General features: G+C 69.9%; 18 protein-coding genes and 1 pseudogene. 8 read left to right on the top strand and 11 right to left on the bottom strand.

The window, feature by feature from the left end:
- Positions 1-20: 20 nt before the first annotated feature.
- A complete protein-coding gene (gene nadC, locus BVI061214_RS09265; RefSeq protein ID WP_053768146.1) occupies positions 21-857 on the bottom strand; it encodes a carboxylating nicotinate-nucleotide diphosphorylase in 837 nt (278 codons plus the stop codon).
- Positions 858-919: 62 nt separating this feature from the next.
- Here nadC and BVI061214_RS09260 point away from each other — a divergent pair, with 62 nt between their 5' ends.
- On the top strand, positions 920-2,842 hold the full coding sequence (locus BVI061214_RS09260) for a thioredoxin domain-containing protein (RefSeq protein WP_053768145.1): 1,923 nt from the start codon (positions 920-922) through the stop codon (positions 2,840-2,842).
- Here the strand turns inward: BVI061214_RS09260 and pxpB are convergent.
- From pxpB to BVI061214_RS09245, 3 genes are read right to left on the bottom strand one after another with little or no spacing between them, the layout of a single operon-like run.
- A complete protein-coding gene (gene pxpB, locus BVI061214_RS09255; RefSeq protein ID WP_053768144.1) occupies positions 2,829-4,313 on the bottom strand; it encodes a 5-oxoprolinase subunit PxpB in 1,485 nt (494 codons plus the stop codon). The genes BVI061214_RS09260 and pxpB overlap by 14 nt on opposite strands.
- A gap of 4 nt (positions 4,314-4,317) precedes the next feature.
- Positions 4,318-6,327 (bottom strand): MDR family MFS transporter, encoded by a 2,010-nt coding sequence (locus tag BVI061214_RS09250; protein WP_248841747.1) that lies wholly within the window; start codon positions 6,325-6,327, stop codon positions 4,318-4,320.
- Between the two features lie 32 nt (positions 6,328-6,359).
- Entirely contained in the window at positions 6,360-6,764 is a 405-nt protein-coding gene (locus BVI061214_RS09245) for a MarR family winged helix-turn-helix transcriptional regulator (RefSeq protein WP_053768142.1), read from the bottom strand.
- Positions 6,765-6,974: 210 nt separating this feature from the next.
- Between BVI061214_RS09245 and BVI061214_RS09240 the strand changes: the two genes are divergently transcribed.
- Positions 6,975-8,519 (top strand): acyl-CoA dehydrogenase family protein, encoded by a 1,545-nt coding sequence (locus tag BVI061214_RS09240; RefSeq protein WP_053768141.1) that lies wholly within the window; start codon positions 6,975-6,977, stop codon positions 8,517-8,519.
- Here the strand turns inward: BVI061214_RS09240 and BVI061214_RS09235 are convergent.
- The 6 genes from BVI061214_RS09235 to BVI061214_RS09210 are packed head-to-tail and all read right to left on the bottom strand — an operon-like array spanning position 8,492 to position 16,171.
- The gene (locus BVI061214_RS09235; protein ID WP_053768140.1) at positions 8,492-10,204 is read right to left on the bottom strand and encodes an aldehyde ferredoxin oxidoreductase C-terminal domain-containing protein; all 1,713 of its coding nucleotides are present in this window, start codon (positions 10,202-10,204) and stop codon (positions 8,492-8,494) included. The genes BVI061214_RS09240 and BVI061214_RS09235 overlap by 28 nt on opposite strands.
- Positions 10,182-10,910 (bottom strand): hypothetical protein, encoded by a 729-nt coding sequence (locus BVI061214_RS13855; RefSeq protein WP_248841746.1) that lies wholly within the window; start codon positions 10,908-10,910, stop codon positions 10,182-10,184. The genes BVI061214_RS09235 and BVI061214_RS13855 overlap by 23 nt, the downstream gene beginning before the upstream one ends.
- Positions 10,910-12,574, bottom strand: a complete 1,665-nt coding sequence (locus tag BVI061214_RS09225; RefSeq protein ID WP_053768138.1) for an ABC-ATPase domain-containing protein — start codon at positions 12,572-12,574, stop codon at positions 10,910-10,912. The genes BVI061214_RS13855 and BVI061214_RS09225 overlap by 1 nt, the downstream gene beginning before the upstream one ends.
- Positions 12,575-12,587: 13 nt before the next feature.
- Positions 12,588-13,904 (bottom strand): aminotransferase class III-fold pyridoxal phosphate-dependent enzyme, encoded by a 1,317-nt coding sequence (locus tag BVI061214_RS09220; RefSeq protein WP_053768137.1) that lies wholly within the window; start codon positions 13,902-13,904, stop codon positions 12,588-12,590.
- A gap of 24 nt (positions 13,905-13,928) precedes the next feature.
- Positions 13,929-15,515, bottom strand: a complete 1,587-nt coding sequence (locus tag BVI061214_RS09215; RefSeq protein ID WP_053768136.1) for a hypothetical protein — start codon at positions 15,513-15,515, stop codon at positions 13,929-13,931.
- Positions 15,512-16,171, bottom strand: a complete 660-nt coding sequence (locus tag BVI061214_RS09210; protein WP_248841745.1) for a hypothetical protein — start codon at positions 16,169-16,171, stop codon at positions 15,512-15,514. The genes BVI061214_RS09215 and BVI061214_RS09210 overlap by 4 nt, the downstream gene beginning before the upstream one ends.
- 530 nt (positions 16,172-16,701) lie before the next feature.
- Here BVI061214_RS09210 and BVI061214_RS09200 point away from each other — a divergent pair.
- From BVI061214_RS09200 to BVI061214_RS13850, 6 genes and pseudogenes are all read left to right on the top strand, one after another.
- Positions 16,702-17,547, top strand: a complete 846-nt coding sequence (locus tag BVI061214_RS09200; RefSeq protein WP_053768134.1) for a hypothetical protein — start codon at positions 16,702-16,704, stop codon at positions 17,545-17,547.
- A 30-nt stretch (positions 17,548-17,577) separates the two neighbouring features.
- Positions 17,578-18,417, top strand: a complete 840-nt coding sequence (locus BVI061214_RS09195) for a metal ABC transporter substrate-binding protein (protein WP_053768133.1) — start codon at positions 17,578-17,580, stop codon at positions 18,415-18,417.
- Positions 18,418-18,424: 7 nt separating this feature from the next.
- Entirely contained in the window at positions 18,425-19,468 is a 1,044-nt protein-coding gene (gene galK / locus BVI061214_RS09190; RefSeq protein WP_053768132.1) for a galactokinase, read from the top strand.
- Positions 19,469-19,484: 16 nt separating this feature from the next.
- Positions 19,485-19,610 carry a hypothetical protein gene (locus tag BVI061214_RS14060; RefSeq protein WP_282953989.1) on the top strand — a complete coding sequence of 42 codons (126 nt, stop codon included), beginning with the start codon at positions 19,485-19,487 and terminating at the stop codon, positions 19,608-19,610.
- 138 nt (positions 19,611-19,748) lie between these two features.
- On the top strand, positions 19,749-19,898 hold the full coding sequence (locus BVI061214_RS12965) for a hypothetical protein (protein ID WP_248841744.1): 150 nt from the start codon (positions 19,749-19,751) through the stop codon (positions 19,896-19,898).
- Positions 19,874-20,135 (top strand): annotated as a pseudogene (locus BVI061214_RS13850) (molybdopterin dinucleotide binding domain-containing protein). Before BVI061214_RS12965 ends, BVI061214_RS13850 begins: the two are co-directional and overlap by 25 nt.
- Here the strand turns inward: BVI061214_RS13850 and BVI061214_RS09185 are convergent.
- Positions 20,132-21,208, bottom strand: coding sequence for a TRAP transporter substrate-binding protein (locus BVI061214_RS09185; RefSeq protein ID WP_053768131.1), 1,077 nt, complete (start codon positions 21,206-21,208; stop codon positions 20,132-20,134). The pseudogene BVI061214_RS13850 and the gene BVI061214_RS09185 sit on opposite strands and share 4 nt — an antisense overlap.
- Between the last annotated feature and the right edge of the window lie 66 nt (positions 21,209-21,274).

Raw genomic sequence — 21,274 nt, 5'->3', positions numbered from 1 at the left:
CATGATAGCCGGTTATGCCATCATGGCCTGGTCACCAGGAGGGAGAGGTCCAAGGCCTTGGCGGAGTGGGTCAGGGCGCCCACGCTCACGTAGTCCACCCCGGCCTCCGCCGCCCCCCTCGCCCTTTCCAGGGTCATGTTGCCGCTGGCCTCGAGGGGCACCCGCCCCGCCACCCGGCGCACCGCCTCCCGGATGGCCTCCAGGGAAAAGTTGTCCAGGAGGATGAGGTCCGCCCCCGCCTCCAGGGCCTCCTCCAGCTCGGCGAGGCTCGTCACCTCCACCTCCACCTTGAGGTAATGGGGGCCCCCTGCCCTGGCCCGCCGCACCGCCTCCCTGACCCCGCCCGCTGCCCGGATGTGGTTCTCCTTGATGAGAACGCCGTCAAAGAGGCCGAAGCGGTGGTTCCTCCCGCCGCCTACCCGCACCGCGTACTTCTCCAAGGCCCGGAGGCCGGGCGTGGTCTTGCGGGTGTCCAGAACCTGGGCCTTGGTGCCCTTCAGGGCCTCCACGTAGGCCCGGGTGAGGGTGGCGATACCGGAAAGCCGCTGCAGGAGGTTCAGGGCCAGCCGCTCCCCAGCCAGGATACCCCTCAGGGGGCCCGCCCCCCGGGCCACCTCCTGCCCCCTTCCCACAAAGGCCCCCTCGGCCACCAGAGGGGTGAAGGCCAGCCTGGGCTCCGCCAGGGCGAAGACCCGACCGGCCACGGGCAGGCCCGCCACCACGCCCTCCTCCTTGGCCACGATCACCGCCTCGCCCTCCAGCCCCTCGGGAACGAGGAGAGTCGTGGTAAGGTCCCCGTGCCCCAGGTCCTCCAAAAGCCAGGCCCTCAGGGCCCCGTCCAGGAGAAAGCCCTCCACTCCTCCTTTATACGCCTCCCGCCCTCACAAAGGCCAGGCCCCTGGCGGCGTAGGCTAAGGGCGTGAACCGCCTCCACCGGACGAGAAGCCCCTACCTCCTGGCCCACGCCCAAGACCCCGTGGACTGGTACCCCTTCGGCGAGGAGGCCTTCCAGAAGGCCAAGGCCGAGGGCAAGCCCATCTTCCTCTCCGTGGGCTACTCCAGCTGCCACTGGTGCCACGTGATGCACCGGGAGTCCTTCCAGGACGAGGAGGTGGCCGCCCTCCTCAACGCCCACTTCGTGCCCGTCAAGGTGGACCGGGAGGAGCTTCCCGACGTGGACGCCGCCTACATGCGGGCCCTGGTGAGCCTCACCGGCCAGGGGGGCTGGCCCATGAGCCTCTTCCTGACCCCCGAGGGCAAGCCCTTCTTCGGGGGCACCTACTTCCCCAAGGAGGACCGGGGCCACCTCCCCGGCTTCAAGCGGGTCCTCCTGGCCGTGGCCAGGGCCTGGCAGGAGGAGCGGGAGGCCCTGGAAAAGGAAGCGGAAAGGCTCACAGGGGCCCTATGGCGAAGCCTGAACCCCCCACCGGGCCCCATCCCGCCCGGGGTGGAGGAAAGGGCCCTGGAAGCCCTGGCCCGGGCCTTTGACCCCGAGTGGGGCGGCTTCCTCCCCGCCCCCAAGTTCCCCCAGGGGCCCCTCCTCCTCTACCTCCTGGCCCGGGCCTGGCAGGGCGAGGAAGCCCCCAGGCGCATGCTAGAAAGGACCCTCACCGCCATGGCCCTAGGCGGGGTTTACGACCAGCTGGGCGGGGGGTTCCACCGCTACGCCGTGGACCGCCATTGGCGGGTTCCCCACTTTGAGAAGATGCTCTACGACAACGCCCTCCTGGCCCGGGTCTACCTGGGCGCTTACCGGGTCCTCAGGAAGCCCCTCTTCCTCCGGGTGGCCCGGGAGACCCTGGACTGGCTCCTCTCCATGCAGGGCCGGGAAGGGGGGTTCTTCACCGCCCTGGACGCCGAGAGCGAGGGGGAGGAGGGGCGCTACTACACCTGGACCGAGGAGGAGCTCCAAGAGGCCCTGAGGGAGGACTTCCCCCTGGCCCGGCGCTACTTCGCCCTGGGGGAGGACCTCCCGGGCCGCTCCGTCCTCACGGCCTGGGGGGAGGAGGAGGTTAGGAAGGCCCTCGAGGGAGGCTTTGAGGCCTGGCGGGAAGGCGTGCGGCGGAGGCTTCTCCAGGCCAGGCGGAGGCGGATGCCCCCCGCCCTGGACGACAAGGTCCTGGCCGACTGGTCGGCCCTGGCGGTGCGGGCCCTGGCCGAGGCGGGAAGGCTGCTCAAAGAGGAGCGCTACCTGGAGGCGGCCCGGAAGGGAGCCCACTTCCTCCTCCTTCGCATGCGCCAAGGCGGGCTTCTCCGCCACGTCTGGCGGGAGGGGCACCTGGGGGAGGAGGCCTACGTGGCCGACCAGGCCTTCGCCGCCCTGGCCCTTTTGGAGCTTTACGCCGCCACGGCGGAGTGGCCCTACCTGGAGGAGGCCCGCAGGCTGGCCGAGGCGGGCCTCGCCCTCCTGGGAGAAGGCCGCCTCCCCCTCCCCGCCAAGGCCCTCGAGGAGGGGGCCATCCCCTCGGGGGAAAGCGCCCTGGCCGAGGCCTTGGTGCGGCTTGGGGGGATCTTCGGGCCCGAGTACTACGAGAAGGCCGAGGCCCTCCTGGAGCGGGAGGCCCACTTCCTGGCCCGCCACCCGGAGGCCCTGCCCGGCTTCCTCCTGGCCCACCGCCTCCTTCAGGAAGGAAGCGAGCTGGCCGTCCCCCTCCCCTCCCCCTTCCTGCGGGAGGCCCAGGCCCTCTACCTCCCCCTCACCCAGCTGGTCCTGGGGCCCGCCGGGGCCCTGCCGGCCCTGGAGGGCAAGGAGCCCGGCCTCCTCTACCCGTGCCGCCGGGGGGCCTGCCGCCTGCCCACGGACCGCCTGGAGGAGGCCCTGAAGGCCCTCAAGGCGCCCTGAAGCGCACCCAGGCCCCGGGCCAGGCCTGGCCCAGAAGCCAGAGGTCCCTGGGGTCCACCAGGGCAGGCTTGGCGTAGCCCCCCAGGCTCCCCTTGTCGGCCAGGAGGACGAGAGGCCGCCCCGAGGGGGGCACCTGGACCCCGCCCAGGGGGGTGGGCTCGGAAAGCCCCTCCCCTCCGGGGACCTCGGGGCCTTCCAGCTCCAGGCCCACCCTGTCGGCCCGGGCCACGCGGAAGGGGCCCTCTAGAAGGGCCAAGAAGGCCTCCCGGGTGTGCTGGGGCCCGGGGAGGAGGCGGAGGGCGAGGACCTCGGGGAGGGGTGGGAGGGGATAGGCGAGGCCCGCCCGGGCGGGCCTTAAGGCCTTCAGGCCCAGGACGTCCCCCGCCTTAAGGGGCCTTCCGATCCGCCCCCTTAGGTCCGGGGAGACCGAGCCCAGGAAGGGCTTGGCCTCGAGGCCCCCCGCCACCGCCAGGTAGACCCGGGCTCCCCTTCCCTTGGGCAGGAGGCGGAGGGCCTTTCCCCGGGGCCAGAGGAAGCTCCGCCCCGGGGCCACCTCCTCCCCCTCCAGAAGCCCCACCAGGCCGTACCCCGCGAGGGCCGCCACCAGGGGGCGGAGGGCGGTGAGCACGGGGCCCTTGTAGGCGATCTCCAAAAGCGGAGCCCCCTCCGGGTTACCCACCAGGCGGTTGGCCACCCGGGCCGAGCGGGGGTCCAGGGACCCGGAGCGGGCGAGGCCCAGGTGCCCCGCAAGGAACCGCCCTCCGTCCACCACCAGGTCCAAAAGCCCCGCCTCCTCCACCCGGATGGCGGGAAGGAGGGGGTCTTCCGGCAAGAGCTCTAGCGGCGGGGGCTCCTCCGGCGTAGGCCCCTCCGCCTCCCGAAAGCGGACCCGGTCCCCCGGGCGGAGGAGGAAGGGTTCGGGGCGGTGGGGATCGTAGACCGCCACCAGGCTCGTCCCCAGAAGGTTCCATCCTCCGGGAGAGGGCAGGGGGTAGATCCCCGTCTGCGGTCCCGCCACCGCCACGCTGTGGGCGGGCACCCTAGGCCTCGGATGGGGCCTCCTGGGGAGGCGCAGAGGGGGCTCCACGGGGGCCATGAAGGGGAAGCCCGGGGTGAAGCCCAGGGCGTAGACCCGGTAGAGGGGCTTCTGGTGGAGGGCCTTCACCGCCTCCACCGAGAGCCCGGCCCTCCCCGCCACCTCCCGGAGGTCCTCGCCGTCGTAGCGCACAGGGACCTCCACCACCCTCCCCTCCCCCACCTCCTCCCGAGGCGGGGCCTTCAGGAGGCGGAGGAGCCTGGCCTTGGGAAGCCGCCTGGGGTCGTATTCCAGGTAGAGGGTGCCGTAGGCGGGGACCGCGTCCAGAAGGCCAGGAGGAGGGGCCTGGAGCAGGGTCTCGGCCAGGGCCAGGGCCCTCCGGTTCGCCTCCTCGGACAGGCCCTCCCCGAAGCGCAGGTAAAGGCCTGCGAGCACCTCCCTACTCTACCCCCGGGGTGGGCCTCCCCTTGAGCTCCCGGTCGGGAAGGAGGAGGATGAAGGCCAGGGCCAAGGCGATGAAGAGGGCGCTATAGAGGAAGATCCTCCGCAGAGCCTCGGTGATGCCCAGGCTCAGGGCCTCCTTGAGCCGAGCCTTGGTCCTCTCCAGCTCCTCCACCGCCCGCCTGGGCACCTCGTCCAGGGCCTGGGCCTCCGCCTGGGCCAGAGCCCGCCGCAGGGCCCGCTCGGCCTCGGGCTCGGCCCGGGCCAGGGCCTCGTCCACCTGGCGGAGCAGCTGGTCCCGCAGGCCAGGCGGGGGCGGGTTCTCCACGAGGGCCTTGAGCCTGGCGTCAAGGAAAGGGGAGGCGAGAAGGGCCGCCTTGGCCTCGGGATCCCCGGAAAGGACCCGCTCCAGGAGGGCCAGGGTGCCCTTCCTCAGGCCCCCCGGGGGGATCATGGCCTTGAGGGCCTGGGGCACCCCGGGGTCGGCCAGGAGGGCTTGGTAGGCGGCCTCGTCGCCCCGGAGGGCCCGCACCGCCAGCCCCTCGAGGCGGGCAAACCGGGCGGGAAGGCCCCCTGGGGTCAGGTCCTTGAGGAAGGCCTTGGGAAGCGCGGGGTCCTCCGCCAGGGCCCGGTAGGCGGCCTCGTCGCCCTTCAGGGCGCGGACGAGGAGGTCCTCCAGGCGGGCGAACTCCCGGTCCAGGTCCAGGGCCATCCCCTCCCCGCTGCGGGCCATGGCGGGGGCGGAAGCGCCGCCGGGGAAGGCCTGGGCCAGGTGGCTCGTGAGGCTACCGGCGAGCACCGTCCCGAGGAGGGCGATGCCCATGGTGGAGCCGATCTGCCGCATGAACTGCACCGCGCTGGTGGCGCTCCCGATGCGGGCCATCGGCACGTCGTTCTGGGCGGCCACGTTGAGGAGGCTCTGGGCCGGCCCAAGCCCCAGGCCGATCAGGAAGAAGAGGCCCACGGCGAGCCACAAGGGGGTATCCACCTGCAGGACGAAGTGAAGGGCCAGAAACAGGGCGAGGAGGAAGAGGGCGCTCCCCAGGAGAAGGGCCTTGTAGCGGCCGAGCCGGGCGGCGGCCTGCCCCGCCCCCACGCTCCCCAGCACCACCCCAAGGGTGAGGGGGAGGACCGTGACCCCGCTCTGGCTCGCCGAAACCCCCTTCACCACTTGGAGGTAGAGGGGAAGAAAGGCCACGGTCCCCAAGAAGGCGGGCCCGTAGAAGAAGGAGGCCAAGGCGGCGTAGGTGAAGGTGGGGATGCGGAAGACGGAGAGGTCAAAAAGGGGGTGCTCCACCCGGAGCTCGGCCCACACCCAGAGGAACAGGCCCAGGGCCGCCAGGGCGAAGAGGCCCAGGATCTCCGGGCTTCCCCAGGGGTAGGTGCTGCCCCCCCAGGAGAAGGCCAGCATGAGGGGCACCGCCCAGCCCGCCAAGAGAAAGGCCCCCAAGAAGTCAAAGCGCTCCCGGTGCCCCGGGGAGAGCCGGGGCATGTAGCGGAGGATGAACCAAAGGGCCACCGCCCCCACGGGCATGTTGATGTAAAAGACCCAGCGCCAGGAGAGGTGGTCCGTGAGGAGGCCGCCGAGCCAGGGCCCCACCGCCGAGGAGAGGCCGAATATGGCCCCAAAGATCCCGGCGAGCTTCCCCCGCTCCCTGGGGGGGAAGAGCACGGCGATGGTGGTGAGGGCCAGGGCGAAGAGGGCCCCACCCCCGAGGCCTTGGAGCCCCCGGAAGAGGATGAGCTGGGCCATGTTCTGGGAGAGGCCCGAGAGGGCCGAGCCCAAGAGGAAGAGGACCACGGCCGTGAGGAGGATGCCCTTCCGGGAGAAGAGCTCGGTAAGGCGGCCGAAGATGGGCGCGGAGACGGTGGAGGCCAGGAGGTAGCTCGTGGTGACCCAGGCGTAGTACTCCGCCCCGCGGAGCTCCCCCACGATGCGGGGCATGGCGGTGGAGACGATGGTCTGGTCCAGGGCGGCCAGGAACAGGCCCAGCAGAACGCCTGCCATGGTAAAGCGGACCTCTTGCGGTGTCGGTTCCTTCATGCTTCTCCCTCCAACCTGGAAAGCAGCCGGGCCAAAAGCGCCTGCTCCTCCTCCGATAGCCGGGCCAGGCGCCGGGCCAAGGCCCCCTCCAGGAGGCGCTCCGCCTCCCGCAAGGCCGCCTCGCCCTTGGGGGTAAGCTCCAGGCGGTAGCGGCGGAGGTCCTTGGGGTCCAGGCTCCGCCTGAGAAAGCCCTCGGCCTCGAGGCGCCGCAGCATGTGGCTCACCGTGGGCGGGGGAAGGCCCATGGCCCGGGCGGCCCCCATGGGATGGGGATGGGCGCGGAGGACGCTCAGGAGCCAGGGGTCAAGCCCGGAAAGCCCAAGCCGGGCAAGCCCCGGCGCCACCTCCTCCCGCAGGGCACGCTGGAGCCGCCAGATTCGGGCGAGCAGGGCCCAGACCACCGGGGTATTCTACCAAAAGCCAATATTTTCATTGTGAACTAAGTGCCCGCACTTTGGTTTCGCAACATGGGGTGCCCAAGTCTGGCTTGTGGAAGGGCTTTTCTGGGGCCCCCACCGCGGCTTTCGCCGCGGTGGGGTACTTATCCCACCCATCCCCCGCCCTTGACAAAGGGCCCGGGGGCCCGTAGCCTCCGGGGAAAGGAGGTCAAGATGCAGGGCATCCTCTACAGCCTGGGCCAGAACCACTACGCCCTGGACCCGGACCTACAGGCCGTCCTGGAGGCCTTCGCCCCAGGCCTGCCCCAGGAGGAGCTTTCCGCCTTTGGGAGGCTGGTGGGGGAGGAGGTCCTGGAGGTGGCCCACCACGTGGACGCCCTCTCCCCTCCCCGCCTCCTGATGCACGACCTGGACGGGAACCGCATAGACCGGGCCCTGCTCTCCCCGGCGGAGAGGGCCCTTTTGGAAAAGCTCCGCCCCATGGTCCGCCCCGCCTACGAGGGCCGGGGCTGGCCCCTGCACTACGCCATGGGCTACCTCCTGGCGGACGGGGGGCTTTACTGCATCCTCACCATCACCCACCAGGTGGCCTACGCCCTCCACAAGTACGCCCCCGAGTGGGAGGCGGTGAAGCGGGAACTCCTTTACGGGAAGGCCTACGGGGCCACCTGGATGACGGAGGTCCAGGGAGGAAGCGACCTGGGGGCCAACCGCACCCTGGCGCGGCGGGAGGGAGAGGCCTACCGGCTTTACCACGGGGACAAGTACTTCGCCTCGGGGGCGGGCCTCGCCGACTACGCCCTGGTCACCGCCCGGCCCGAAGGCGCCCCGGAGGGCCCCAAGGGGCTCGCCCTCTTCCTCCTGCCCCGGGAGGTGGAGGGGAGGCTCAACTTCCGGGTGCGCCGCTTCAAGGAGAAGCTGGCCACCCGGGCCGTGCCCTCGGGGGAGGTGGAGCTGGAGGGAAGCCTCGCCTACCTCCTCGGCAGGCCCGAGGAGGGGATCTACTACACCCTGGAAACCCTCACCGTGGCCCGCCTGGCCAACGCCGTGGCCGCCATGGGCCTCGCCAAGAAGGCCCACCTGGAGGTCCTCTTCCGGGTGCGCCGCCGCACGGCCTTTGGCAGGAGGCTTCTGGACCACGACCTGGTCCAGCACGACCTTTTGGAGATGCGCTTAAGGCAGGTGGCGGGCACGGCCCTGGCCTTCCTGGCCGTGGCCCGGTTTGACCAGGTCTGGGAGGAAAGGCCCCCCTACTCCCAGGGCTACCACCTGGCCCGCCTCCTCTCCCACCTGGCCAAGGGGCGCACCGCCGAGCACGCCGCCCAAATCACCGGGCTCGCCATGGAGCTCTTCGGGGGCCTGGGCTTCTTGGAGGACTACGGCGTGGCCCGCTTCCACCGGGAGGCCCTCATCACCCCCATCTGGGAAGGCCCCGCTAACATCCAGGCCCTGGACATGCTGGAGGCCGTGGCCAAGAAGCGGGCCCACGAGCCCCTCCTGGAGATGCTGAAGGGCACCCCCCTGGCCCTGAAGGCCGCCGAGGGGGCCCTGGGGCTTCTAAGGGAAGGGGGGGCGTGGCAGGCCAAGGAGGCCCTGAGGCGGCTCGCCGACGCCGTCAGCGTCCACGCCTTGGAGGCTATGGGCGAGCCCTACGGGGAGATGGCCAGGCTCTACGCCCGCCGCTTCCTGGAAGGGGAAAGCCTTCCCAAGGAGGCGGCTAGACCAGAGCTTTACGACCCCTGGTGGAGCCTCTCGTAAAGGGGCGTGAGGTCCTCGGGGGTGAAGCGGGCCGTGTACCCCTTGGGGGGCACGGGCTCCTCATAGAAGAAGCGGGGGAGGCGGTCGTCCTGGTGGGTGAAGCCCGCCAGGTGGTTGAAGCGGTGCTCCAGCCTCAAGACCCCCTCCCCCACCTCCCGCCAGAACTCCGGGGTGAGGCGGGTGCCAAGGGCGGCGTTCACCGCCTCCACCACGAAGGCCACCTCCTTGTTGGTGACGCTTCCCCCGAAGACGCAAAGGCCCAGGGCGTCGTTGGCGGCGGCGTTCACCTGGGCGGTGTAGCTGGCCTCGAGGACCTCCTCCACCTTCATGGCCCGGGTCTCCAGCCTGGGCGCGTTGCCGGCCGTGTGGTCCGCCCCCTGGGCGGTGATCATCATGGTGATGCCCGTGGCCTCCACCACCCGGGGGTCATAGGCGGAGATGGCCTGCCGCTTGATGACGGGAACCCTTTCCACGCCCAGGGCCTCCCCTAGCCGGGCCGTCCCCTGGGCCAGGAGGCGGGCCTCCTCGCCGTCTTGGTAAAGGGAGCGGAGCCTCTCCTCCATGAAGGCGTAGTCCCCCCAGTCGGCCAGGCCCTTCTCCATGAAGAGGGCCAGGCTGGCCCCGGTCTCAATGGTGTCTATGCCCAGGTCGTTGGCCAGGCGGTTGAGGCGGGCCAGCCCATCGGGGTCGGGGAGGCCGCAGTTGGTGCCGAGGAGGCCGATGGTCTCGTACTCCAGGGGGGAGACCACCTCCTCCCCCTTCTCGTCCACGATCACGTTGGAGCACTGGATGACGCACCCCGGCATGCAGGCGTGGGTGTGCTTGCCGCCCCGGCTCTTGTTGAGGGGGGCGATGTGCTGCCCGCCCATGCGGAAGGCCTCCGGTGGAGAAAGCCGCCCCTCGCGGAAGTTGCGCACGGGCAGGCCGCCGAAGGCGTTCTGGAAGTCGGCCATGCCCATGGTGCCGATGGCGTTGTAAAACTGCATGACCAGGGGGTCCTCCCGGAGGAGCCTGGCGTAGCGGCGGACGGCCTCCAGCACCTTGGGCTTATCCCAGATCTCCGCCTTCCCCGGCACCTCCACCACGATAGCCTTGACCCTTTTCAGGCCCATCACCGCCCCCACGCCGCCCCGGGCCGCCAGGCGGGAGGGGCGCCCGTCTATGTCGGAGAAGGCGATGCCGGAAAGAAGCCCAAGCCTCTCCCCCACAGGCCCCATAAGGGCGAAGGCGATCCGCTCCCCGTAGGCGGCGAAGAGCTTTTTGGCGGCGGCGAAGTTACCAAGGCCGAGGAGGTCTTCAGCCGGGTCAAAGAAGACCTCCCCCGACCTGGTAAGGCGGAGGACCACCCAGTCCTCGCTCTGGCCCTCGAGGACCAGCCAGGCCAGCTTCATCTGCCCCAGGGCGTAGCCGAAGGTGCCCCCGCCGTTGGCCTCCTTGATGCCCAGGGTGAGGGGGCTCCGGGTGCCCACGCTGGTGCGGTTGGCGTTGGAAAACCCCGTGCCCGCCAGGGGCCCCACGGCGAAGACCAGGGGGTTCTCCGGGGAGAGGGGGTCAAAGCGGTGGGCCTCCCGCTCCAGCAGGATCCTGCCTGTGCGGTACCGCCCCCCGAAGGCCACCTCCTCCGGGGCCACCTCCTGCCAAAACGCCTTTTTCGCCTTCAGGTCAAGCTGTAAAGACCGCCACACCGTCCACCTCCACGCGCACCACCCGGGCTTCCTCCGGGTGTTCCAAAGGGTCCCGATCAAAGACCACCAGGTCGGCCCGCTCCCCGGGCCAGAGTCTGGCCGGGGGCAGGGCGCTCGCCTCAGGCCGAGTGTAGTAGAAAAGGGCCCGCTCCAGGGGGATCCCTCTTCCCATCAGGGGCCGGCCCGCCGCCAGGGCCCCCTTCAGGGGACCCACCTCCCGCACCACCGGGGCATCGGAAGAGAAGGCCAGGGCCAACCCCGCCTGCTCCAGAAGGGCGGCCATCAGGGCCCGGTGCAGGCTCCGGGCCCTCTTCTCCACCTCCGGCTGCTGGGCCAAAAGCCGCCTCAAGACCTCCTCGCTGACCTGGGCGAAGGGGATCTCCCAAGGAAGCTCCAACGCCGCCACTCCCGCCCGGGCCAGGACGGAAAGGGCGGGCTCAGGGAAGGTCTCAAAGAACTGGGGCACCGCCAGGGCGACGGCGGCGGGCTCCGGCACGTCCACCACGTGGACCCAGCCCACCCGCCTCCACGGGTCCCCGGCCAGGAGGCGGGCCCGGGAAAGGGAGGGAAGGCCCAAGTACCCCACCGCGGCTTTTGCCGCGGTGGGGGCCCCAGAAAAGCCCTTCCAAAGCCCCGACTTGGGCACCCCATGTTGCGAAACCAAAGTGCGGGCACTTAGAAGCTCGGCCGAGGGAAGGCCCGACATCACCTCTCCAGCTTTTGCACCACAAGCCCCCTGAGCCGGTTCACCGCCGCCCCAAGCTCCAAAGGGCGCGTGGCGGAAAGCTCCGGGACCTCCTCCAGGGCGAAGAGGTCCTCCACCGCCAAGGCCCTTTCCACCAGGGCCTTGAGGGGCGTCCTGCCGTCGGCCAGGCGCTCCAGGCGGCGGAAAAGGGCCCCGAGGAGGCGCACCTGGGCGTTCTCGTGGAGGTCCAAGGCCGAGAGGTCCACCACCTCCTCCCCGTAGAGGAGCTCCCTCAAGCCCCGGCCCTTGACCCTCTCCCGCCTGCCCCGCCTGGGGTCAAAGCTCTCCGGCAAGGGAGCCCGGGGAGGCACCTTTAAGGGGTAGCGGGGCTCGCCGTAAAGGCGGCCCGTGGGGTGGCTCTGGGCCACGGCCCGGGCCTCTTCCGTCACCTCCTTGGGCAAGTACTCCTCCATCAGGACCACGGTGTCGGCCAGGTCCAGGTAGTCGCCCACGCCCCCCACCACCAGGACCAGGCTCACGCCCAGGGCCTTCAGGTCCCCCACCCGGTCCAGAAGGGGGGTAAGGGTCTCCCGCTTCACCAAGGCCTGCATGCGGGCGTCCCGAACCAGGAGGTTGGTGGCCGAGGTGTCCTCGTCCAGGAAGAGGGTCCGGGCCCCGAGCTCCAGGGCCTCGAGGATGGCCGCCGCCAGGCTGGTGGAGCCCGAGGCGTCCTCGGTGGAGAAGAAGCTGGTGTCCTGGCCCAGGGGAAGGTCGTGAACGAAGGGCCTCAGGTCCACCCCCTTCACGCTCCGCCCGTCCTCGGACTGGACCCGCTGGGCCCAGGCCTCGGTCACCACCCACTCCCGGCCGTCCCCGGGGATGTGGGGGTGGACCCCGTGGACCAGGGCCTCCAAAAGGGTGGTCTTGCCGTGGAACCCGCCCCCGGTGATGAGGGTGAGGCCCCGGGGAAGCCCCATGCCCAAGACCTCCCCGGCGTGGGGCACTCGGAAGGCCACCCTGAGGGAGGGGGGGCTTCTGAAGGGGATGGCCCCCTTAAGGGGCCTTTGGCTCACCCCGCTTTCCCGGGGGAGGATGGCCCCATCCCCCACGAAGGCCACCAGGCCCCGCTCGGGAAGGCGCTTCTGGATATAGGCGAAGTCCTCCGCCTGGTGGACGTGGGCGAGGAGGGCCCTCGTGTCCAGGTCCTGGAGGAAGCCCCGGAGGTGCTCCAAAAGGGCCTTGAAGAGCCTCGCCGCCTCCTTCCCCAGGATGCGCCTGCCATGGGCGGGAAGGCCCAGGCGGAAGCGCAAATGGAGCTCCTCCCCCAGGTGGACCCCGGCCCGCTTCAGGACCTTGGGGCTTTCCACGGCCACGTAGACCTCCCCGGAGTGGCCGCTTCCCCCCACCCTGGGCAGGGAGCGGAGGCGGGCCTTGAGGCTCCTTAGGAGGAAGTCCTCCAGGGCGATGCACCCCTCGAGGCTCCCGTAGACCCGAAGCCCCTCCAGGCCCTCCCGGTAGCGCACCTCCAGGACGCTGGGGCTAGCGAAGGGGTCCCCCTGGACGTGGACGAAGCGCAAGGAAAACCCTTCCCCCCGCCACACGCCCTTCAGGTCCTTGTAGAAGGGGTAGGGCTTCCCCTCCAGGGCCGAGAGAAGGGCCAGGAGGTCGCCGTAGCTCCGCGCCATGGCATCCCGGCCTTTAGCCGACCCCCACCTCCACCCGCCTGAGGGCGCGGGAAAGCCGTTCCACCCCCTCCAGGAACTCCTCCTCCCGGATGGTGAGGGGCGGGGCCACGATCAGGACGTTGTGCTTGGCCAGGACGTAGACCCCTTCCCGGAAGAGGGCCTTCAGGAGAGCCTGCATGGGCGGGCTGAAGGGGGCGTGCCAGGGGGAGAGGGGCTCCTTGGTCCCCTTGTCCCGCACCAGCTCCACCCCATAGAAGGCCCCAAGCCCCCTTACCTCCCCCACCCAGGGGTGGTCCAGAAGGGGCCTCAGGGCCTCCAGGAAGAAGGGCTCAAGCCGCCTCGCCTGCTCAAAGAGCCCCTCCTCCCGGTAGGCCTCGAGGGCCGCCAGGCCCGCCGCCACCGCCAGGGGGTGTCCGGCGTAGGTGTGCCCCGTGGGCAGGGGGGTCTCGTCAAAGGCCCGGGCCAGCCCCTCCCGCACCAGGACCCCGCCCAGGGGCACATAGGCCGAGGTCACCCCCTTGGCGAAGGTGATGAGGTCAGGCACCACCCCCAAGCGCTCGGCGGCCAAGGCCGCCCCCACCCGGCCGAAGCCCGTCATCACCTCGTCAAAGACCAAAAGAATCCCGTGCCGATCGCAGATCTCCCGCACCCCCTCCAAGTACCCCGGGGGGTAGACGATCACCCCGTTGGAGCCCACCACCGGCTCCAGGAAGATGGCAGCCACCCGCTTGGGGTCCTCGTGGAGGAGGACCCTTTCCAGGTGCTCCAGGGCCCTCTTGGCCTCCTCCTTGGGGTCCTCGGTGTAAAAGGGGCTCCGGTAGGGGTAGGGGGCGAAGAAGTGGACCACCCCCGGGATGGCGGGCTCGGCGGGCCACCTGCGGTTTTCCCCGGTGAGGGCGGCGGCGCCGTGGGTGGCCCCGTGGAAGGAGCGGTAGGCGGCGAGGACCTTGGAGCGGCCCGTCAAGTGGCGGACAAACTTAAGGGCGTCCTCGTTGGCCTCGGCGCCGGAAGGGGTGAAGAAGACCCGGGCCCCTTCCGGCCAGGGGGCCAGGTCGGAGAGGGCCTTGGCCAGGAGGGCCCGTTTGTCGTGGAAGAGGCTTGGGGCGGCGTAGGCCAGCGTGGCGGCCTGCTCGGCGATGGCCCGGCTCAGGCGGGGGTGGCCGTGGCCCAGGTTCACCGCCACCAGGCCCGCCGAGAGGTCCAGGTAGCGCCTCCCCTCGGCATCCCAAAGCCACACCCCCTCCCCCCGCACCACCAGGGGCGGGTCCAGGGGCCTCTGCGCCACCCAGGGGGTGAGGACGTGCCGCTTGTGGAGGGCCCTGAGATCCATGGCGGGGATTATACCCCACTGCCCTCACCGCCACGTTCCCGGAAGCCCGCTTAGGGACTCCTCCAGGCGCCGCCAGCCCCCGGCCTGGAGGAGCTCTTCCAGCTTCCCGCCTCGCTCCACGCCTCCCAGCACCCCTCCGAAGACGGGCTCCCGCCAGAAAGTCCCCGTGTCAAAGGACTGCTTGTAGAGGCGGAAGGTCTCCCCGGTGGCCGGGTCGCGGGCGTAGGTCTGGTCGGAGAGGAGGTTGGTCCAGGAGCGGCTCATCCAGGTGTTGAACTCCTCCGCTTCCTTGTTCATCTGGAGGACCATCCGGGTGAGGTCGCGGCTCACCGTCCGGCTCCTTTCCGCCTCCAAAGCCATCCAGCGGGGGTCCAGGGCGAGGCCGAGGAGGACCCCGGCCAGGACCCCCTCCTCCCGGGCGAGGGCCTCCTTGGGGCCCTGCACCAGGGCGATCTCCAAATGGAGGGTGCAGTCGGCGGAAGAAGCGGCGAAGGAGGGGGCGTACCGGAGGAACCCCAGGGCCTCCACCACGGCCTGCCGCCCCACGCTTCCCTGGCGGGCGCGGAGGTCCAGGCTCTGCCGCCAGCTCTGGAACTGGTCCCCGGGCCGCCCCATAGCCATTAACATCTGCTGGCCCATCTGCCAATAAAAGGCCTCCCGCACCTTTTCCAGGTACTGGGCCACCCGGCTCACCCCCTGGAGGGGCTTGGCCTTTTCCACTTCCCAAGGGCTCCCCGTCTCCCAGGCCCAAAGTCCCTGGGCGAAGAGGGCGGGAAGCTCCCCAGGGCCCTGGGCGCAGAGGAAGCCCGGTACCTTCCCCGCTCGTCCGTTCCAGAGGAGGATAGTGCTGGGACTCCCCCCGAAGGGGGTGGCGATGGCCAAAGCCTGCAGGTAGATCGCCTCCCTCCGGAGAACCACCCCACCCTTGGAAAGCTGGAAGACGGGGCGGCGCTGGGTTTCGGTAAAGCCCACCACGCCCCCCTGGAGGGTGTACCCCTGGGGTACGGGAACCCGCAGGGCGGGAACCCCGAGCAGGGGATCCAACACCGCCTCCACCCGGTAGGGCACCCGCTTCTCGGGGCCCAAAAACTCCAGGGAGCGGAGAAGGCCCAGGACCTCCTTCCTGCGGTCCGTGGGCAGGTCCTGGGGCAGGTAGGCGCTCACGGCGAGGAGGCTCTTGGGGCCCGGGAGGAGGAGGTGGGTGGCCTCGTAGCGAAGGCCGGAAAGGGCCGCTTGGACCTGGGGGTCTGCGGCGAAGAGGAGGAGGTCCCCCATGGCCCCCTGGGTGAGGGGAAGGGGGTAGCCGAGGCCCCGGGCGAGGAGCATGAGCCCTCCCGAGGCCGGCTTGAAGTGGAGGGTGGCCTGCCCCCCGCTTAGGCGCCTCGCCTCCTCCAGGAGGGGCCTCACCGCCTCCTTAGGGGGCTTCAGGGGCATGCCCCGCACCAGAAGGGTGCTTTCCAGGTCGGTGAGGAGAAGGCCTCCCTCCCCCAGGACCACCTTCCACCCTTCGGGCAGGTCCAGGGCGAAGCCGTGGAGGCGGTCGGCCATCCGCTCGGCCCACGCGCCCATACCCAAAAGGAACACCGCCCAAAGCACCGCCATCCGTTTCATCCTCTCCCCTCCTTTGCGAGCCTCTGGATCTCCGGGTCCAGGGGGTTGTACCGCCCGCCGCCTCGCCTTAGGCGCACCAGGTCGTGGGGGAAAGAGCTGAGCCACCAAAGGGCAAGGCCGAATCCCAGGGCAACGAGGGCGACCCCTAAGCCCTCGGCGAGGGAAGAGAGGGAAAGCCCCACCCCCAAAAGGGCCAGGGCCCCGTAGATCTTCAGGAAGTGCCGCCGGTAGAGGCCGAGGGCCCATCGGTGGACTCCCTCCGCCTCACGGGGCGGGTAGAGGGCTCCCAGGAACCAGACCCGGCCGCGCTGGCCCAGGAGGTAGTCCTCGAGGCCCTCCACCCCCCGCCAATCCACCCCCAGATGGGCCAAGGCCTGGTCCCAGCCGGGAAGCCCCAGGGGCAGGGGAAGCCGCTCCCCAGCGAAGTCCAGAAAGAGTCTGCCGAAGAGGCGGTCTAGGGCCACGCCCTTCAGGGCCTCCCTGGGGTAGAGCCTCCCCCCGTGGCGCACGCCCTCGGGCTCCAGGGCGAGGGTATAGGCGGTGCGGCGGAGGTGGAGGGCGAAGGCCCAAAGGAGAAGCCCCCCACCAGCAGGGCCAAGGGTTCCCGAGCCGTAAGCCCAAAGGCAAGGAGGAAGGCCCCAAGGAGCAAGGCCCACCAAAGGCGCCAGCGCATCCCAGCGGGAAAGGCCAGCTCGCGCATGCTTCCCCCTACTCAAACCCGATCCAGGCCGCAAAGGCCCGGAGGCTTTCCTCAAGAAGGTCCAAGAAGGCTCGGATGGCCCCCTCCGCCACCCCGCCCGAAGCGCCCCGCCGTCCGCCCACCTCCCTCCCGCCCCTCAGGGCGCCTCCCCGCCCGGGGGTCCACCGGGAAGGGCGCCTCCAGCGCCGGGGTGGGAAGGCCCGCCGCACTTCCCGCCGTCCCTATACCCTTCATACCCTTCATCCTCCCTCAACGCCCGAAGCCAAATCCAGGGCACAGAAGGACCCCGCGCCCCTCTCGCCGGGAAGGGATTCCCGTCCTGAAGGTCCAGGTCTTGGGCCACGGCTTGTCCTCCCAAGGGTCAGCTTACGAAAGGGACCTTACACTGTTCTTAAACAGCCCCGCCCCTTGACACTATGTGAAAATGCGATACCGTCGTGTGCTACTTGACCCAAACCCCTGCGGTGTGAGAAAAGAGGGGGTGCTATGGTCTCCTGCCGAGAGCACCCCCTCTACTATCTTGACGCAGAAACCCTTCTGGTGGCTACCTACATCTGGGTGGATGACGAGCTCAAGGCCCTTCAGGCCCAAGGCTTCAAGCTCCCCAAAAAGCAAAAGCACCAGAAGGCTACTCTGGCCGAGCTACTGACCCTCGCCATCTTTTTCCTCCTTCAAGGCCAAGACCTCGCCAAAGGCTACCTAGCCGCTAAATCCACCCTGAAGGCTTACTTCCCCTCACTCCCTCATCTCTCCCGCTTTTACAGGGTCCTCCAAAAGGCCCAAGGGATTCTGGCCCACCTGGCCATCCGCCTCGCCGGGGGGATGGGTCTCCTCCAGGTGGTGGACCTCAAACCCATCCCCCTGGCCCACGGCCACCGCATCCACAGCCTCTCCCTCCCTGAAGCCGCTGTGGGCGTGGGGCCCCTGGGCGCGTTCGGCGGTTACGTGCTGATGCCGGTGATGAACGAGCGGGGCCTCTTTTTCCGCCGGGCCCTTCTCCCCGGAAATGCCCGGGAGACCTGGGGGAGGGACTTGGTGGCGGACCTTCCCGCGGTCTTGGGGGACCGGGGATTCCGTTGGGTCCAAGGTATCAAGACCCCGCCCTACCGGGTTCGTGGGGGGAAGGTGGTGGAGACGGGGTGGAGAGGTTGGATGGGGAGGGTCAGGAACTGGATTGAAGTTCGCTTCAGCGTGATGGTGCGGTCTTTGGGCCTTCACCGTATAGAAGCTCGGTCCTTTTGGGGCCTGGCGGCCCGGGTAAACCTGATCCTTTTGGTCCACAACCTCATTCGGAGCCGGGTCTTGCTCAGGATGGCCGGGGTGGAGCTATGAGGTAGCACACGAAGGGATATCATTTGCTTCATGAAGCGCTTGGCCGGCTTTCTGCTCCTTCTGGTCCCCGCCCTGGCCCAGGTGCGGGTGGCGGCCACCACGCCCATCCTGGCCGACCTGGTGAGCGCGGTGGGCGGGGATCGGGTTCGGGTGGCCACGGTGGTCCCGCCGGGAGCGGACCCCCATACCTTTGAGCCCACCCCCGCCCTGGCCAAGGCCCTCTCCCAAACCCAGCTCCTCTTCGCCAACGGGCTTGGCCTCGAGCCCTTCCTGCCCAAGATGAAAACCCTCCTTCCCAAGGGGGCCCAGGTGGTCCTCCTGGCCGAAGGGCGGAGGGGCCTCATCTGCGGAGAGGAGGAAGACGGCCACGCCCACGGCCCCTGCGACCCCCACCTCTGGCTAGACCCCACCTACGCCCTGGCCTACGCCGAGACCATAGCCAAGGAGCTAACCCGCCTGGACCCGGCCGGCCAGGCCCAGTACCGGGCCAACCTCAAGCGCTTCCAGGAGGAGGTCAAGAGGCGGGACCAGGCCTTCATGGCCTGTAACCTGAAGGGGGTCAAGGTGGTGGTCCAGCACGACGCCTTCCGCTACTTCGCCCGCCGCTACGGCCTGGTGGTGGTGGGCGTCTTAAGCCACGGGGGCGCCCAGGAGGTGGGGAGCCGAACCTTTTTGGCCCTAGTGGAAAAGGCCAAGAAGGAAGGGGTCAGGCTGGTCCTGGCCGAACCCCAATTCCAGGGGAAGGCCATCCGCACCCTGGCCGAGGCCATCGGGGCCAGGGTAGCCGTCCTCTACACCGACACCCTGGACGACAGGGTGAGGAGCTACCTGGACCTCCTGGACCACAACCGGAAGGCCCTTTGCCCATAATGGGGGCATGGGCTTCAAGGAGATCTTCGGCGCCCTCCCCGAGGCCAGCGCCCAGGCCCCGGGGCGGGTGAACCTTTTGGGCGAGCACACCGACTACCAGGAAGGCTACGTCCTCCCCACCCCCCTCCCCTACTTCACCCAGGTGGAGGTGGGCCGGGCCCAGGGCCGGGTGGAGGCCTACAGCGAAACCCTGGGGGAGCTCAGGGCAAGGCCCCTCGCAAGCCCGCCCCAAGGGGACTTCCTGGACTACCTCCTGGGGGTCGTCTGGGCCCTCCGGGAGGCGGGCTACGAGGTCCCCGGGGCCCGGTTTTACGTGCGCAGCCAGGTACCCCTGGGAGCCGGGCTTTCCAGCTCGGCGGCCTTGGAGGTGGCCGCCCTGAGGGCCCTCAGGGCCCTCTACCGCCTCCCCCTAAGCGACAAGGACCTGGCCCTTCTGGGCCAGAAAGCCGAGGTGGCCTACGTGGGGGTGCGGTGCGGCATCATGGACCAGATGGCGGCCAGCCTGGGCCAACCGGGCAAAGTCCTCTTCCTGGACACCCGCACCCTGGCCTACGAGAACCTGCCCCTCCCCCCGGGAACCCGGGTGGTGGTGCTGGACCTGGGTCTTGGCCGCCGCCTGGCCGAGGCCGGGTACAACCAGCGAAGGGCGGAGGCCGAGGAGGCGGCGAGGCAGCTTGGGGTGCGGGCCCTGCGGGACGTGGCCGACCTCTGCTTGGTGGAAAGCCTCCCCTTCCCCCTGGACAAGCGGGCCCGCCATATCGTGAGCGAGAACCTCAGGGTGCTAAGGGGCGTGGAGGCCCTGAGGCGGGGGGACGGCCGGGCCTTCGGCGAGCTCATGACCCAAAGCCACCGCTCCCTCTCCCAAGACTACGAGGTGAGCCTCCCCGAGCTGGACGAGCTGGTGGACGAGGCCCTAAAGGCCGGGGCCCTGGGGGCCAAGCTCACGGGGGCGGGGTTTGGCGGGGCGGTGGTGGCCCTGGTGGAGGAAACCCGCCAGCAGGCCTTCCAGGAGGCCCTTCGCGCCCGCTTCCCCACCCTGCGCTTTCTCTAAGGGGTAAGCTGGGGCCATGGAAAGACCAAGCCTCCCTCCCCTCCTGGATCGCCTTCTCCCCCTGGACGAGGCCAAGGTGGCGGAGGCCGCCCGGGAGGCCGGGGTGCCCCTGGCCCAGGCCTGGGGTGTGGTGGCCTACTAAGTGCCCGCACATTGGCTTTGCAACAGAGGGTGCCCAAGTCGGAGTTGTGGAAGGGCTTTTCTGGGGCCCCCACCGCGGCTTTTGCCGCGGTGGGGTACTTATCCCCGCTATCGGGGCCTTCCCCAGGGAAGGCTCCTGGTGGACGACCCCGTGGCCCGGGCCCGAGGGTTCGCCCGCCTAAGGAAGGAGGCCGAGGGCACCTACCCCCCTTTGGGCCTCGAGGCCCTCTCCCCCGTCTATGCGCTTCCAGGACAGAGCGCTTCGTGGAAACCCAGGGGGTGGAGGTGAACCCAAAAGACGCCCAAAGGCTGGGCCTGGCCGACGGGGAGCCCGTCTATGCGGTGAGCCGCCGGGGCAGGATCCGCGCCCGGGCCTGGGTCAAGGAGCACCCCCGAGGGGGTGGTCTACGCCCCCTTCCACTTCGCCGAGGCCCCCGCCAACCGCCTCACCCGTAGCGCCCTGGACCCCATAAGCCGCATCCCCGAGTACAAGGTGAGCGCCGTGCGGCTGGAAAAGGCCGACTAGAGGGCGGGGAAGGCGAAGGTCTCGTAGCCCAGCTCGGCCACGGCGAACCAGCGGTACTGCTCCTGACGGAAGGCCCAGTAGGCGGTGTAGACCTTTTTGTAGGTGGCGTCCTTGGCCGCCTGCTCCTCGTAGAGGGCCTGGGCCTCCTCCAGGGCCTTCCTCATGATCTCCAGGGGCCACCTCCTGAGCTTCACTCCCGCCCCTAGGAGGCGCCTTAGGGCCGGCGGGTTCTGGGCGTCGTACTTGGCCATCATGGTCAGGTTGACCTCGGCCGCCGCCACCTCAAAGGCCTCCTGGAACTCCTTGGGAAGCCTCTGCCACTCCTTCAGGCTCACCAGGAAGGAAAGCTGGGCCGAGGGCTCCCAGAAGGAGGGGTAGTAGTAGTATTTGGCCACCTTGTAGAAGCCCAGCTTCTCGTCGTCGTAGGGGCCGCTGAACTCGGTGGCGTCTATGGAGCCCCGCTCCAGGGCCGGGTAGATGTCCCCCGCCGCCAGGGTCTGGGGCACCACCCCAAGCCGCCCCATGACCAGGCCCCCAAGGCCAGGGATCCGCATCCTAAGGCCCCTCAGGTCGGAGAGGGCCCTGATCTCCTTGCGGAACCAGCCCCCCATCTGGGCCCCGGTGTTGCCCCCGGGAAACTGGATCAGGCCGAAGTCGGCGTAGACCCCCCTAAGGAGCTCCAGGCCCCCGCCGTACCGCATCCAGGCGTTGTGCTGGCGGTAGGTCATGCCGAAGGGCACGCCCCCGTCAAAGGCTAAAGCGGGGTTCTTGCCAATGTAAAAGGGCCCGTAGGTGTGCCCCGCCTCCACGGTGCCCGCCTGGACGGCGTCCAGCACCTGGCCCCCGGGAACGATCTCCCCCGCCTGGTAGGGGCGGATCTGGAACCGCCCCCCCGTGAGCTCAAAGACCCTCCGGGCCAGGTCCTCGGCCCCGCCATAGAGGGTGTCCAGGCTCTTGGGGTAGCTGGAGACCAGGCGCCAGCGCACCTGGGGCGCAGCCTGGGCGCGGGCCGTGAAGAGGAGGCTTCCCGCCAGGCCCACGCCTACCTTCTGGAGAAAGCTCCGCCTCCGCATAGACCCTCCTTGGGAGGGCTATTATAGCCTTGTTTCCTTCGGCCCACCGCGCCTGGTAACTTCCCC

It is taken from the genome of Thermus aquaticus (genome assembly GCF_001280255.1).
GTDB classification, from domain to species: Bacteria; Deinococcota; Deinococci; order Deinococcales; family Thermaceae; genus Thermus; species Thermus aquaticus.
The sequence above is the reverse complement of the archived record's forward strand: the minus strand, read 5'-3'. Positions and strand labels throughout refer to the sequence as shown.